Below are 14262 nucleotides of genomic sequence, written 5' to 3'. Positions count from 1 at the left end.
GCCAGGGATGGCCTGCAACAAACCCACCATTACCAGAAACAAGAGAGCAGCAAATATGGCCCAATCCCATTGGCTAGGGCTTTAAATAGCCTGAGCATTTCCCCTTAGCACATGACTAAAGGGATAAAGCCATATAACTAGCTCACTGCCCCACCCTCGGATCGCCTTGCAAGTAATAGCCCGTTACCTTTTGAAAAGCCTCCGAAGTCTTTTCCCCGGGCCAACCATCCGGCTTGATATAGATACCAGGGAAAGTATTGAGAAATTCTTGCAGTTCTCGGGCATAAGGCAATGGACCTTGGCTAGAATATCTTACCCAGGATAGTCCCTGCCTCATGTGGCGGGCAACCGATTGCTTCAGCGGAGGCAGCGGTAATTCGACCAGCGCTTTTTCGGCCATCCGGCGCAGCAGAGTCGCCGTACCGCACTGCTTGGATACCGCCGCGTCGGACCAGCGGCCATCTGCGGTGTATTTACCGCCCTTGTAGTGGCTAGAATAACCCCAAAGATAGGGGCTCAAAACATGGGGATGATAAAGCCGATAACCCCAACCATTATAACCTTCCAGCTTGTAAAGCAGCCCCGCCACGCTCCAATCTTGCCACCTATGAAGCCTCTTCAATTTCAACGCATCGATAGCGCTTTCCTCCCAGCTAAAGGGGGGTAAGCCCTTAGGAGGCCTGTTTTGGGGCACATGAACTGTGCGTGCGGAGAGCGGATCCCCATTGTGCAAGTGGCAAGAGAAATCCTGGGAAGATTCCATATTGTGAATGACGGTAATGAAATACCAGGGAATATTCAGCGCCTCAGCAACAGCGAAATAGCGTTCGCGATGATTGCCCAGCTTAGTGATGAGAGCCTCCACCTCGCCGCTCTTGCCGCTATCGATGACGCAGCTATCGAATAGTGTCTGGTATTCCGACCTAAGCCCTTTGGTCAGCGAAACGCTTGGCATGAGCCCCCTTCTTTGGCTAACTGATACCCATTGGAAGAGAAATAACCTCGCTAGATGTTTCCGACTCGGCTATCGGCATTTCCTCCATCACCATGGAGTCCTCGGCCTGTCTTACTTCCAGGGTATCGCGAGGCCGGAGACTCTCTGGGAGAAGATTTCTAAATAGCTCATGCAGATCCTTGCACTATAAATTCACACTTTCTCGATTTGATTTTTCTTTTAGGTGGGACCTATTTGCTCATTAACCCTCTTTAAATAAAAGCGTAATAGGTTAGGATTATTTGTAAAGAGCGGGATTATTGAGGAGGGCACAAGCATATAGCAGGTCTCAACTCTGAGCCCCCTTCCTCCCTATCTCGACTTAAGAGCAGCTAACAAGGAAACCACGGAACGCTCCAGGGCCTTGGCAATAAAGACATCAAATACGGCCTTGCCAAACATTTCACCAGCTTTGACTGCCGCAGCGGAGCGATCACGGCTGGGTAGGGCACTCTCCAAGCACCCGACTTCCTCAAACATCTCCAAGAGGGTATCAGCGGCTAATTCTTGAGCGTGGTAGAGAACGGTAATACTGCGGGCATGGGGGTTGATTTTAACGGATTGGACACCCGGCAAACCGGCGATCCGTCCCTTGAGGACTTCAGCTTGGGTGGGATAATGTTTAATAAAGGGTGAACGGACCCGTAACCTACCCGGTAAACTATGGATATAGTATGCCACTTTACTTACCCCTTTTTGCTTATCTAATAAAAACGATAATTATTATTATTTAATTTACTTTAATGTTTTTTTCCAAGCAATAGGCTAATAACCTTTTTTAAAGAGAAATTTGAGTCCTTCCCATGGAAACATCAAAATTACTCTGGACAGGCCCCAAGGAAGCTGCCTGGACCCTCCTATTGGCCCATGGTGCCGGTGTGGGCATGGACTCCCCTTTTATGGTGGCCTTCGCCGAGGATCTGGCGGCCCAAGGCAAAAGTATCGGTGGCCTACGGGTGGCGCGCTTTGAATTTCCTTATATGCAGGCACGGCACCAAGGCAAGAAAAAACCGCCAGACCGGGAACCGGTATTGCTAGAGACCTGGCGGTGTATGATCACATCCATGGTGGATGGGGGCTGTCCGCGGCAGCGGCTTCTCATTGGTGGCAAATCCCTAGGGGGGCGCATGGCCAGCCTAATTGCCGATGAACAAGGGGTGGCTGGGCTTATCTGTCTCGGTTATCCCTTTCATCCGCCAGGAAAACCCCAGCAGTTAAGGACGCCCCATCTCCAAGCCCTGAAAACCCCTACCCTGATCTGCCAAGGGACCCGGGATCCCTTTGGAAAAGCCACGGAAGTGACCCATTATGGGCTATCCGAAGCCATTCAGATCTACTGGGTGGATGACGGTGACCACAGTTTTAAACCCCGTAAAGCCTCAGGGCGCACGGAAACAGAAAATTGGGAAGCGGCAATGGCAGCCATCATCGATTTTATCGCCAAACGCTCCTCCTGATGGGCCGAGCGCTCCGTGGCAAAATAGCGCCCGTCCCGGAATGCACCAACACCCGTCAATTATCGGGGCCTTCCATTCGCCAGGCAAGACATGGGCATTACCACCTCAAGGTGTAAGACACCCGCGCGGTCGCACCACGGGCGGCGATATTACTCGTGTTCCGCCCGTTACGTAGCAACTGGCCAAATACGGTCTGATATTGGTTGTTCAGCAGGTTCTCAATACCAATTCGCAAAGTGCCGGGACCCGCATCGAAGCTACTATACAAATCAACGACGGTATAGTCCTCCACCTCTCGACCACCGAAACCAACCCCATCTTCTGCGGCATCATCACGGTTGCCGGAATAGAGCACCTGCAGCCGAGCGTTCCACCAGTAGAAGGGGCTGTACTCTGCATAGCCAGTCAACTTCAAGGGTGAGATGCGGAAACCGTTCAGAGCGATATCTTCACCCGTAGCCGGATCCTCCCGCTCCCCTTCCTGCCAGGTAAAAGTGCCACCGATTTTTAGCCGATCGCTAAAGGCATAATCCAAACTGCCCTCAGCGCCATAGATATGCTCGGGTGTACGCTCCTGCACCAGCGAGAAATTCTCGACGAACACCCGACCCAAATCAGACTCGCTGTAGAACCCTGCGGCAGAGACTCTCAGGCCACCAAAGCGCCCCCGCACCCCTACCTCAAAGTTGTCTGTGATCCGGGGTTCTAGGTTGGAATCGCTGACATCGAAGCCTTCAGGCGCAAAGCGCAGCTGCAGGCCAATATCTGGAAGTTCAAAGGATTGGGAAAAGTTGAAATAAAGATCGAGAGGAGAGACAGGAGTATAAACCACACCCGCGTTAAAGGTGGTTTCGGAATAATGAATCTCACCGCCTTCGATCTCATTGCGCTGTCCCAGGGTAACAAAACCATCAAAGCTGACGTCTACCCATTCATGGCGAATCCCCCCCCGCAGGATCACCTGGTCCAGCGGTATTACTTCGAGTTGGCCGAAAACCCCATAGGACTCCGTTGTCGTCTCCGGCACGAAAGTTCGCTCCTTGTCGGTCACCTCGAAAACCCTGCCCCCCGAGGCATCAAAGACGTCACCATTGAAAATGGTGGCCGGCTGTTCCGTCTCTTCATGATTGAGGTCAGCACCCCAGAGCAGGAAGGCATCCACACCTTCCAACGGCGAGAAAGGCGTGTCGATGGTCAGACGTCCCCCGCTAACTTGCGAATCCAGAAAAGTCTGCGCTAAAGCATTCCAGCCGCTGAATGGGCGCCCATCAAAAGGAAAAAAGCGACTGTGGTAATCACGATAGTAGGCTTGGGCTTGAATCTTACTCCCTAAGAGATCCTTTTTGGTATAGCCCAAATTAAGGAAAAGATTTTCATTCGCCGTCTGCTCGTCGAGCTGTAGCCCTTTCACTGCCCGTGCCTTCACGCTCCCCGGTGGAAAATCATTTACTGCCGGATCGGAAATAAAATCCGTATCCTGTTCCTGGTCGAAATAACTAGCGGTCAGTTCAAGCCGTTGATCGGCACCAAATTCATAACCGAGTTTGCCTAGTACATCCAACGTGCCCGTGTCCGAAAGGTCGCCCTGGCTAGGTTCTGGCGGAATACGGTCACCTTCCGCATCGAAGAAGCCCTGCGTCTGTTCGCCACTAAAGGAAAAGGTGTAATCCACCGGTCCCGTTTTGCCCAAGACCTTTTGTGTCAATCGGCCGCTGAGGGCTTCATCATCAAGCTCGGTCAAGCTGCTACTGCCACCCAAAACGGTTTCAAACTCCACACCCTCCGTTCGTCGCCCCTGCAAGGTGTTGATATGAATGATGCCGCCAGCTGCACCGCCGCCATAAACGGAGCTACCACCATTAACGACTTCGATGCTTTCGATCGCCGACGCTTTAATATTAAACAGGTCTCGGGAGATATTCCGGTTGGTATTCATGGGAACACCATCAATCAGTACCAGGACGTCGCGGCCGCGCAAGGTCTGATTAAAGTTGGTAAAGGTCTGGCTTGCAGGCGCCATCCCCGGTACCATTCTACCCAGAATTTCTGCGACGCTCTGGGTCGTTTCCTGCTGCTTCTCAATTTCCTCCCGCGTGATCCGAGTGACGTTGCGGGAGAGGGTATCGAGGGCACCCCCTTGACGTACCGCCCTTACTTCAATACCGGGTAGCTTAAGATTATCCTCCCCTGTTTCAGCGGCCATCGTCTGTCCCTGCACACCCAACAGTATGCCTAGAACGCCTAAGGTGAAGGAGCAATGGACAAGCCACCGCACCGTAGCGTATGACTGAAGACTAGTTCTCCCCCTGGTGGCCGAGAATGCATTACCTTCACGGATGGTTTTGTAAGAGAGCGGTGAGATAGCCGCCAAACCCAAAAAACATTCCCCGCTGTACCAACCTTGAATCCGCCACATTGCTCAATTTTCCCTCCGACCAAAAAATTTCTGGGGTAAAAAACCATGGCTGGCTGTCTTTTGATGGAGGACATCAGAGAACAAAAGATGGCTGGCTAGGTATCCTAATCTCTATTTTTTCTTTTAACTGAAGGAACTCCGCCCTAACGGGAACGTAGCTCTGCTGAAATTGATGGGTGAAAGAGTATTTTGGAACCGCTAGCTACGGTTTTAAATTATTTAGTCAGTATTAACTTTCCCTTACTGGTGATGCGCAAGCGGTATTCTTCCCCCTCATGTTCGATAATCACTTCGCGGTTGTGGGTAAACAAAGTGGTGCTATGTAAGCGCAGACGGGCCTTGTCCCCTGGAGAGGGGGAAACACTTGCCCCTTTTTTTTCAGGCAAAGAAGTATTCACTTTATTAACGCCATCCCTCATTATTCCAACCTGCATAATTCTCGAATGCGAATTATTATCATAATAAATACTATCTGTGTCAATTTTTATCATTAGTTTTTTACATAGAAAAACATCGCCCCTCAAAAAACTAATTTTTTTCTTATACTTATAAATTCAACAGCTATTCTTGATGCTTGCAGAACCTATGGCAACAACACTCGAGTTAGAGAAAATCCATGAGAGATTTCCTGAAAGTATTTGAGCAGATCATTGTCCTTGCTCTCATTGTGATGATGGCTTTTGTTCTACTCATGACGACCATTGACCTGGGCTGGCTCATCGTAAAAGACCTTATCGCGCCGCCTGTACTGCTGCTCGATGTGGATCAGTTGCTGGATATCTTCGGCTTTTTTCTACTGGTACTGATCGGGATTGAACTTCTGGAAACCATTAAGGTGTATTTCGATGAAAAAGTTCTCCATGTGCAGGTGGTGTTAGAGGTGGCGATGATCGCCATCGCCCGTAAGATCATCATCTTAGACGTGAAGGAATTATCTAGCTTGACCCTAATTGGGATTGCCGCCATCGTGATTGCGCTTGCAGTAGCTTTCTACCTGATTAAACGGATATTTCCACTCCATTCCAGGTCCCCCCCTAAAAGAAAGGAGTAATAAAGTGCCTCCCACTGATTTATAGCGGTTCCCATTTAGATGGAACCGCTATAGGATCTGCCCTGAATTAATGATTTGATTTTTCTATGGTAGAGTCCCATAAAACAAAATCACAAACAAAGCAACTCAATTAGACGATGGTGTTGTACCCAATATTCTTCGGTGAAATTAATCCCCACCTTCAAATTCAAGATCAGCAAAGAAGAGCCGTTCTTTAAAGCAATCCGCTGCTCCAGAGCGGAAAGTGACAAAACATATGCGTGTGGACAAGGGGAGTTTTTTGTACACCGGCAACAATAACCTGGCTGTAGTAATTCGAGTTTTGGCGCTGGTAACCCTATGGTTGCTGTTGAATTCTTGTGCTTCTAAGCGCCCCCTCGAAGCTGAACAATTGAATGCCCCATCTGGCATCAACGAAGTCGACCAAATGCAGGTGGTCGACTGTTTGCTGCCTCCCCAAGTCAGGAGATTGGGAACCCGTTTCACCTATATGACAGCCCGGCGTCCCCTTCGCACCACCGCCAAAGATTGCGCCGTGAGAGGCGGCGAATATGTCGCTTATGACCGCGCTAACTATGCCACTGCCCTCAAGGTCTGGCTGCCCCAGGCAAAACAGGGTGATCCTGAGGCCCAAACCTATGTGGGGGAAATTTTTGAAAAAGGCTTGGGACTGCCACCAGATTACCAAGCAGCCGCCAAATGGTATCGCCTAGCAGCCCAACAGGGCTATGAGCCAGCACAAATCAATTTAGGTTTCTTATATGAGAAAGGTCTGGGAGTCAAACAGAACCTCGTTGAAGCCCTGAACTGGTACCGTAAAGCATCAGGGCTAGAGGAAAAGCAGATCGCTTTTGCATCCTCCGTGGAAGGGATCAGCCAGCAACTGGAACAGCTCAGAAAAGACGCGACCCATTACAAACGAGAAGCCGATTCTCTTAGACTGAAACTCCAAAAGGCACGGCACAAACTTGAGCAAACACAAACAGAACTACAGCGCCGCCAGAGTGGAGTCAACCGTAGCCAACAGGAGCTGAACACCCTACAGGAACAACTCGCTCAGAAGAAAGCGGCACTGGCAGATAGCGGTAGATCCAGCGAAATTTTGCGCCTCGAGGCCCAATTGCGGGAGCAGAAGGCGAAACTCTACCGTAAGCAGCAACTCATCGTCCGGTTGGAAGAGACCGCAGTACAACAGCGGCAGACTTTGAAACACCTGAAACAAGGAGCGGCCCGCTTTGCCACAGACACTACCGAGGAAATCAAGACGCTCAAAGCGGAACTAGGCCACCGCAATGAGGACATAACCGCACTGCGCCAACAACTGACGGCAACTCAGGAACAGTTGCAGAAAGCAAGAACCGATCTAGAACAGCAGGATAAAAAATCAAGCGCCAAACTGGCCCAGTTTAAGCAACAGCAGCTACTTGAGCTGGAGCGAATAAATCAAAAGCAGTCGGAAAGTCTGGAGCAACAGAAAGCTCGGATCAAAGAACTTGAAACCCTGTTAGCAACCGAAAGTAGAGAGAAGGCACTTGCCCAAGGACAAGGAGCCAGCAAAAAACTGGCTGCGGTTGCACCCACCATCGAAGTCATTGAACCGCCACTCGTTATTAGCCGGGGGACTCCCGCCGCCCATACCCGCTCTGGACTTGAAGCTCGGCCAGTAGTGGGTAAAATCGTGGCACCCGGGGGACTGCTGTCACTCACTGTCAACGAGCAGGAACAAAGGGTGGATGATCAGGGCTTGTTCAAGGCTAACGTGCCCCTCCGGGGAGAGAAAACCCTGGTCAGCATCGTTGCTGTGGACCGTAATGGCAAGCGGTCGGCGATCGAATTCACATTGGTACCAGAACGTTCGCCAGCCAGCGACCTGGTCGCGCTGCCACTACCTCAAGACGACACTCCACCTAAACATTTGTTACCTCCATCCCTGTTTGGGGAGTATTACGCCCTAGTTATCGGCAACAATAAGTACCAGCATCTTCCTCACTTGGATACAGCCATGCGCGACGCTGAGGTTCTCGGCGATATCCTGAAAAATAAATATGGGTTCAAAACCCAGGTGCTGCTAAACGCCACCCGTTACGAAATCATGAAGGCACTCAATGACTATCGGAAGAACCTATCGGAAGATGACAACTTGCTGATTTACTATGCAGGCCATGGAACTTTGGATAAAGTAAACGATCGTGGCCATTGGCTACCGGTTGACGCCGAACCTGACAGCAACGCAAACTGGATTTCCGTACAGAACGTAACGGACCTATTAAAGATTATGGCAAGCCGACATCTTCTTGTGATCTCGGACTCTTGCTACTCTGGTGCTTTGACCCGCAGCTCCGTGGCACGTTTAGAAGCAGGAATGACCGCGGAAAAACGAGCCGAATGGGTAAAACAACTGCTGAAGAAACGCTCTCGGGAAGCATTGAGTTCAGGAGGACTCCAACCGGTCCTTGATGGGGGTGGCGGTGGCCACTCAATCTTTGCTAGGGCGCTGATTAACACCTTGCAACGTAACTCTGAAATCCTAGAAGGACAGCGGCTTTACCGCCAGGTCTCGGCACTCGTCACCGATGCAGCTCAGGCTCAGGATTTCGACCAAGTTCCCGAATTTGCCCCCATTCGACACGCGGGCCACTCCGGTGGACAATTTTTCTTCGTGCCTGTCTCTTTTGAATCACAAGCAGCCGTTTGGGATTCGATGCTTAGCCAAGTTTGGGCGAACTGACGCCTACAGGGATATTGTCATTGCGTTCGTAGGTAACAGGCTTTATGAATATAGCGGTTCCCATATCGCTGCTTGTTAATTCTCCTAAAATAAAATATTTAGCCGCAAATTAATGCCTATGAACGCAAATATTTCAATAGCTTAGAGACAGGCAAAAGTTGGCCTGCCAGAAAATCATTTAAGGCAAATTTTTATAAGCGTTTATTCGCGTGCATTGGCGGCTAAAAACCAAATCTAGGTTATTCAACGTCTCTATTTTCCTTTGGTCTCTCTCAGACGGTAAATGACACCCGCGGTATCGCGTACTAAAAATCTTTTCGATCCCACAATTTCCCCCACGACGTATATTTGCCGACTAGCATTTTGATACAGATAGCCGGCCACCTCCCCTCTGCCGAGAATCTGGAGCTGACCATAAACATAGCGAGAATCCCCATAACCCGCCACCTCCACCCAATATCCCCTTTGTGTTTTTTTTTCCTGCTCTATGGAATAGGGTTGAGGAGAAAGTTTCTTTGACTCTTTAGCAGGCGCTGATTCTTCCATTGATACTGTGGCAGGAATCAATCCCGCTTTAAGTCGACTAGATTCAAGCGGCGAAAAAGCAAAAGACGGCCCCATTACTCCCCCTAATAGCCCTGCTAATAATATCCCTTTACTCGGCTGCTTCCACATCACCCGCACCCGAGATATTTTTTTCCACCCGTGCAGGGCGACCATAGTAGAGAACATCACCCGCGCCGGTAACATTAACCTTCAGTGATTTTTCTGCATAAACGATCACATCGGCCGCCCCTTCTGCGAAAACCTTGGCATGAGTCGCATGCAGGTCCCTCAAATCCAACGTTCCACTGCCTTCTACGATAACCTCCAACAGATCTACCTGGCCCTGGGCGCTTACATCACCGCTACCCGCCACCCGTATCACCAACGAAGGGACATGGAGATCTCTCAACACCGCATCTGCCGCAGATAGAATATCGATGCGGTTTAAACCTGGGCTCCTCGCCTCCACTTGTACCGGGCCCTCGGTTTGGAAGGAACGCCGCGACGCAACGTTTAATATATCCCCGCCCACATCGGTCTCGATGATTGGATGAAGGTTAGAATCAGCATCAAGGGTTGCACTACAATTGTCGCCGGGCTGGTAAACAAGATCCACTCCTGCCTGTACTGTAATTTGGTCAAAGCATGGTAAGGGGCGGTGAACTACCGAGCGCTGGTGATTGCCCCTTACCACACTTCCGCCTCCATAGACATTACCGTCAATCACAATTTTTCCGGTGACAGCTTCTGCCTTTACTGGCTCCACACCAAAAAAACCTAGCGCTATCCCTGCCAAGACTCCATAGTATTTAAGTACCCCAGCGAAAGTTTTGTGGGGTTGGTTTTCCTGGCCTCTATCCCAGCCGGCACACTTTTCTTTATGCGCACAGCGCACCCTAGTTGTCGACTTGTAGAAGCAGCCGATTGTGTTCTTCTCAAAATTTTTGCCGAGGTACTTGGTCATCGTTGATGGCCTTAATTTGCTGACTCCTCTAACCGATGGAGTTCCACCCGACGGTTGAGACCGTTGTTAGGGTTCAGATCAGGCAGAGGCTCTCGTTCCCCTCGTCCTACAACCATCAAACGCTCAGGATCGACCCTAAAACTGGACACTAGATAATTTTTAACGGATTTGGCTCGCTCTTGGGAAAGCCAGTTATTATAATTCTCCGAACCCTGGGCATCGGTATGACCTTCGATGATGATACGCTCCTCTTTAAACTGCTCCATATTTAACAAACGCCCCACTTCATCTAAATATGGCCGGGTCTCGTCCAAAATTTCAAATGAATTCAAGGCAAATTGGATCGGCAATGCAATACCCACGGATTTTTTCTTTTCCTCTACTGGCTGAGGGGTTGCCGACGGTGCAGGTGTCATCACAAGCGAACGGGTTTTAAATTGCGGCTTTGGAGATACCTTCTCTTTTTCAGGGAAAAGGAGTGCTCCCATTTCATCTGCTGAAGGGGGCTTAGTAAACAGTTTGACCTCTTCGGCGGCTGCCATTCTCAAACTCAAAGCGGCCATGACTATAAGGGGAAATACGCCCCAGAATGCCAATTTAAAAAACATTTTTTTAGTCATTACTTTTCTCCTCGTATAGCCATTTGATATTTTAAGTTCAAATTTGCACTAAATACTCCATAGCAAATACTTTTGAAGATAATAGAAATTAAACACAGTAGAGTTTTTATTTAGGACCCCACCGTATTACTAAGCCTTCAGTGTTAAAAAAAACCACTTGGGTACGATACTCCCACGACTCGCCCCATTCCCATTTTCGGGTCCCCTGACAGGTATTACAAGGCTCCCCCCACGCAGCGCGCACTTGTTCCTTGGTCATTCCTTTCGCAATCATACCAGCGCGAATCACTTCTACCATTTGAGGATCCCAATCAGGATGCTTAGCAGCAAAATCCTCCCGCCGCACCGTCGGAGTTTCACAAGCGACTATCAAACTGATCACTACAATGATCATCAAGTATTTCATCGCTTAACATCCCTCAATTCATGGCTTTTTCGAGAGCATTATCTACGACTTCGAATTCTGCTCCTGCAAAAGCAAAATGTTCCTTTTTATTCTGATCAAACTCACCCTCCTCAGTTAAAGGCAAAGAGGAAGCGGGTATCGATTGAGTTGCAGCAATAGCACGAATCTTGTCCAAGCCGGCCGGTGCAGCAACCGACAAAGTGAAAGGCGCATCAACTGGAGGAATACGATAGACCTCGCCAGGTAAGGTATAATTATCGCTTTGGTGAGGGTTTGGAAACAGCGTGGCCATTTGACCCGCAGCATTGATACTCACGATACGCACAAACATGGGTTTAGTAACCTCAAAAAAAACTTCTAAATGCTCCCCAATCTGGAATTCGCTTTTATTGAGCCACACTTTGAGGGTTCCCAATTCAGATTGAACCTCAGGAGGCTCAGAGACTTCACGCGGGGCTTCTGCCACAGTCTCAACCGTTTCCTGTAATGCTAAGTCCCGGAGATTTTGCTGGTAATTTTCGATCATTGCGTTTGCCTGGCGTCGACGTGCTTGAGTTTGGGGCTCAATAGGAATATTTTCAAACAATGCTAAATAAACTTTTTCACTAACGGCAGTAGCATTCCCCAGAGCGTGCTTAGACTTAAAGGCTTGAAGGGCATCTAGAGTGCTCTTATCCAAACGTCCGGTTACTTTCACCGGCTTACCATATAGGTAGAGATATTCCTGAATCTTGGCAATTCGATCAGCTTCCTCAAGGCTGTAAAATTCTTCACGCACCGCATCAAGCACGATGGAATCCGGTTCTGCATCAGGAAGTAAACGCCAGTAAGGCAACTTTTGGTACTTACCTACTACTTGGAGCACACTAAGCTGGACTAGAAGTCGCACCGCTGCATGCCGACCCTGGATTTTTTTGATATTGCCACGCAACCCCAGGGTTTGCCCGTAAACTGTAAAGCCCAATTGATCCTCACCGACTCCTTTATGCACTTTGATATTATTGACTGCCTGCATAAAAGGAATACCAGTAAAAGTTCTGAAATCCACCATGTTGAAATCTAGAGTGATGCTAGCCAAAGAGTTTTTTCGGATATCCCCGAACTCCAGCGCTATAGGCAAATCCAACTCTTCTAGAGTACCACCAAGATCCAGGGCCTTTTCCTTAGTGACCAGCCCCCGATCAAACTCAGTGATACCCCCTACTAGCACCACATTAGGTAAGAGCTTCTCTCCCCACTCCGAATAGCCGGTCTGGGCGGTGTTCAACATAAATTCCGGATCGTAGGGAACATACAATATCCCCCCGCCAATGGAGTTGAGGGTGCTTTTTACCATCTCCGTAATATCGCGGGGAATCTCACCACTCGTGGGTAGGGATGTGCCGGTATTGTCAGTCATCGGCTTAGACATGATTTTGAGCGGGCCGCGGCCATAAATCCTATTAGCTCGCCCTAACCCCCTCACCGCACGACTGAATATAGTCGTTTTAACTTCAGGCAGCGTTTTGTTTAAATCAATATTTACGTTCTGAGGATTAAGGCTACAAGCAGAAAGAAGTGCAGCAGTAGCACTCGCCACGAGGATTTTGTATATTATAAATTGAAACGTGGTTTTCATTTCACTGCCTCTGTCACCATATAGGACAAAACATAAAACTTACCTCACACAGATTTTCATTCAATCTGATTAGGTCATAACAAGAGGCGTAGTATAGCGCTATAAGGCGCCATACTGGTATTCTCCTCCACGGACAATATACCGTAATCTATTTTGAAAATAGATTTTAAAAGATTATCCTATATATACTATAAGGCATTGTTGCTGCCTGTCTTGGAATGGCACATTAGCAGTCAAATAAGAACATGGCTGGTTTATTTTGCTACCGCCGTTGCCCCTCTATTATCAGAGTTATTAATGATAACGGCTCCGGGGCCCAATTTTGCTCCAGGCCCTAAAATAATATTTCCTTGACCAACAGCATTGGCATCCTTATCGGTAATCAGCGTGTTACTCTTGTTTCTTTTAGCGCTTAACTCCCGCCCCTTTGCTTTCATAAGCACATAAGGAATGTTAACCCCTGTCTTTAATGAGTCATCCACTGGAGTATCCAAGGGTATACCATCATCAAGGTCAGAACTCATTCCCGCTAGGGGGTACATTAACACTAGTGAAAAAAATATCCCCTGCAATTTTCTTTCTTTTCGATACACGGTATTACTCCTTATTTTAGCGTTATCAAGAAATAGCCATCCCTGGCCTTTCCTTATCCATACTTTTGATTACTCGACAACAACAGAACCTTGATTGGCCTTTGCCCCACCTAAAAGCCCACCAACCGCTATGTTGTCTGAATTTTTAACGTCAGCCTTATTGGAAATGGTCGAACCTTTAACCTTAGAGCCCTTAATTTTCACTGTCCCTTGATTGGCTTCAGCACTCCCCAAAAGTCCACCAACCGCTACGTTGGAAGAATTTTTAATGTTGGCCTTATTAGTGATAGTCGAGCCTTTAATCTTCGATCCTTCAGCTAGCACCCCCGTTGCCATGCTCATGCCCGCCACCAATGCTACTAATACCATCATCTTTTTCATCATTTTGCACCTCATAAATTAAGTTTATTATTAATCAACAGGTTGTATAATTCTTACCCCCATCAATGAACTCCCATGACCGGGGTCATAAAATGCAAGTCAGAACTGCTATCCCCTTGCACTGAAAAAATTATAATCCGTTAGTTGAACTCACTCCTGTTAAAATTATCGCGCTAATAATGTTAAAAAAATCACAAAACTCTCATTTTTTCCTCCTTTGCTTGGAAACTGCCTTCACAATGAATCTTTAACTGTCGTAAAATTACCGCTATCAATTAACTGGGGGGTACCAGCTACAAACCGCCCGTTCATTGCCACATTGCGGGCGCTTTCAATAGTGACCGGACCCAGGGAACCGGCAGTACTTACTCCATGGCTAAAGATAATCTCTCCGTCTCCTTAACCTCAGCTATTACCGGGTCCTCGAATACAATATTGGCGTCCCCTATAGAACCTTTAGTTGTGATATCCAATGTCACATCTGCCCC

At 48.6% G+C, this 14262-nt stretch carries 14 protein-coding genes; 3 read left to right on the top strand and 11 right to left on the bottom strand.

What is annotated here, in order from left to right; translation table 11 throughout:
- Window positions 1–142 precede the first annotated feature (142 nt).
- Window positions 143–955 (bottom strand): hypothetical protein, encoded by an 813-nt coding sequence (locus NHAL_RS08400; RefSeq protein WP_013032745.1) that lies wholly within the window; start codon window positions 953–955, stop codon window positions 143–145.
- A 351-nt stretch (window positions 956–1306) separates the two neighbouring features.
- Window positions 1307–1675 (bottom strand): HMA2 domain-containing protein, encoded by a 369-nt coding sequence (locus tag NHAL_RS08395; protein WP_013032744.1) that lies wholly within the window; start codon window positions 1673–1675, stop codon window positions 1307–1309.
- A gap of 122 nt (window positions 1676–1797) precedes the next feature.
- Between NHAL_RS08395 and NHAL_RS08390 the strand changes: the two genes are divergently transcribed.
- Window positions 1798–2451: an alpha/beta hydrolase family protein gene (locus NHAL_RS08390; RefSeq protein WP_013032743.1), complete on the top strand. Its 654-nt coding sequence runs from the start codon at window positions 1798–1800 to the stop codon at window positions 2449–2451.
- 97 nt (window positions 2452–2548) lie between these two features.
- Here the strand turns inward: NHAL_RS08390 and NHAL_RS08385 are convergent, their stop codons facing one another.
- Both NHAL_RS08385 and hemP read right to left on the bottom strand, forming a co-directional pair.
- Entirely contained in the window at window positions 2549–4867 is a 2319-nt protein-coding gene (locus NHAL_RS08385) for a TonB-dependent receptor (protein ID WP_013032742.1), read from the bottom strand.
- 215 nt (window positions 4868–5082) lie between these two features.
- Window positions 5083–5265 carry a hemin uptake protein HemP gene (hemP, locus tag NHAL_RS08380; protein ID WP_049780716.1) on the bottom strand — a complete coding sequence of 61 codons (183 nt, stop codon included), beginning with the start codon at window positions 5263–5265 and terminating at the stop codon, window positions 5083–5085.
- 218 nt (window positions 5266–5483) lie between these two features.
- On the opposite strand from hemP, the gene NHAL_RS08375 reads away from it, so the two are divergent.
- The gene (locus tag NHAL_RS08375; RefSeq protein WP_013032740.1) at window positions 5484–5918 is read left to right on the top strand and encodes a phosphate-starvation-inducible PsiE family protein; all 435 of its coding nucleotides are present in this window, start codon (window positions 5484–5486) and stop codon (window positions 5916–5918) included.
- Between the two features lie 244 nt (window positions 5919–6162).
- Window positions 6163–8646, top strand: a complete 2484-nt coding sequence (locus tag NHAL_RS08370; RefSeq protein WP_157862522.1) for a caspase family protein — start codon at window positions 6163–6165, stop codon at window positions 8644–8646.
- Between the two features lie 252 nt (window positions 8647–8898).
- Here the strand turns inward: NHAL_RS08370 and NHAL_RS08365 are convergent, their stop codons facing one another.
- The 7 genes from NHAL_RS08365 to NHAL_RS08335 all read right to left on the bottom strand — a co-directional run bounded on the left by NHAL_RS08365 (window position 8899) and on the right by NHAL_RS08335 (window position 13777).
- On the bottom strand, window positions 8899–9321 hold the full coding sequence (locus NHAL_RS08365) for a hypothetical protein (RefSeq protein WP_157862521.1): 423 nt from the start codon (window positions 9319–9321) through the stop codon (window positions 8899–8901).
- The gene (locus tag NHAL_RS19770) at window positions 9302–10156 is read right to left on the bottom strand and encodes a head GIN domain-containing protein (protein WP_013032737.1); all 855 of its coding nucleotides are present in this window, start codon (window positions 10154–10156) and stop codon (window positions 9302–9304) included. The genes NHAL_RS08365 and NHAL_RS19770 overlap by 20 nt, the downstream gene beginning before the upstream one ends.
- Window positions 10157–10167: 11 nt before the next feature.
- Window positions 10168–10698 carry an OmpA family protein gene (locus tag NHAL_RS08355; protein ID WP_162010826.1) on the bottom strand — a complete coding sequence of 177 codons (531 nt, stop codon included), beginning with the start codon at window positions 10696–10698 and terminating at the stop codon, window positions 10168–10170.
- A gap of 184 nt (window positions 10699–10882) precedes the next feature.
- On the bottom strand, window positions 10883–11182 hold the full coding sequence (locus NHAL_RS08350) for a hypothetical protein (RefSeq protein WP_013032735.1): 300 nt from the start codon (window positions 11180–11182) through the stop codon (window positions 10883–10885).
- Between the two features lie 13 nt (window positions 11183–11195).
- Window positions 11196–12581, bottom strand: a complete 1386-nt coding sequence (locus tag NHAL_RS08345) for a DUF4384 domain-containing protein (protein ID WP_203434375.1) — start codon at window positions 12579–12581, stop codon at window positions 11196–11198.
- Window positions 12582–13054: 473 nt separating this feature from the next.
- Window positions 13055–13393 carry a hypothetical protein gene (locus NHAL_RS08340; protein WP_013032733.1) on the bottom strand — a complete coding sequence of 113 codons (339 nt, stop codon included), beginning with the start codon at window positions 13391–13393 and terminating at the stop codon, window positions 13055–13057.
- A gap of 69 nt (window positions 13394–13462) precedes the next feature.
- Window positions 13463–13777, bottom strand: coding sequence for a hemagglutinin (locus NHAL_RS08335; RefSeq protein WP_013032732.1), 315 nt, complete (start codon window positions 13775–13777; stop codon window positions 13463–13465).
- Between the last annotated feature and the right edge of the window lie 485 nt (window positions 13778–14262).

Origin of the sequence: Nitrosococcus halophilus Nc 4 (genome assembly GCF_000024725.1) — a bacterium.
GTDB classification, from domain to species: Bacteria; Pseudomonadota; Gammaproteobacteria; order Nitrosococcales; family Nitrosococcaceae; genus Nitrosococcus; species Nitrosococcus halophilus.
This window is presented reverse-complemented; position numbering and strand designations above follow the sequence as displayed.

Coding starts and splice junctions, on each gene's coding strand:
- NHAL_RS08400 (WP_013032745.1), bottom strand. CDS start 955: ATGCCAAGCGTTTCGCTGACCAAAGGGCTTAGGTCGGAATACCAGACA.
- NHAL_RS08390 (WP_013032743.1), top strand. CDS start 1,798: ATGGAAACATCAAAATTACTCTGGACAGGCCCCAAGGAAGCTGCCTGG.
- NHAL_RS08385 (WP_013032742.1), bottom strand. CDS start 4,867: ATGTGGCGGATTCAAGGTTGGTACAGCGGGGAATGTTTTTTGGGTTTG.
- NHAL_RS08375 (WP_013032740.1), top strand. CDS start 5,484: ATGAGAGATTTCCTGAAAGTATTTGAGCAGATCATTGTCCTTGCTCTC.
- NHAL_RS08365 (WP_157862521.1), bottom strand. CDS start 9,321: ATGTGGAAGCAGCCGAGTAAAGGGATATTATTAGCAGGGCTATTAGGG.
- NHAL_RS19770 (WP_013032737.1), bottom strand. CDS start 10,156: ATGACCAAGTACCTCGGCAAAAATTTTGAGAAGAACACAATCGGCTGC.
- NHAL_RS08355 (WP_162010826.1), bottom strand. CDS start 10,698: ATGGCAGCCGCCGAAGAGGTCAAACTGTTTACTAAGCCCCCTTCAGCA.
- NHAL_RS08350 (WP_013032735.1), bottom strand. CDS start 11,182: ATGAAATACTTGATGATCATTGTAGTGATCAGTTTGATAGTCGCTTGT.
- NHAL_RS08345 (WP_203434375.1), bottom strand. CDS start 12,581: ATGACTGACAATACCGGCACATCCCTACCCACGAGTGGTGAGATTCCC.
- NHAL_RS08335 (WP_013032732.1), bottom strand. CDS start 13,777: ATGATGAAAAAGATGATGGTATTAGTAGCATTGGTGGCGGGCATGAGC.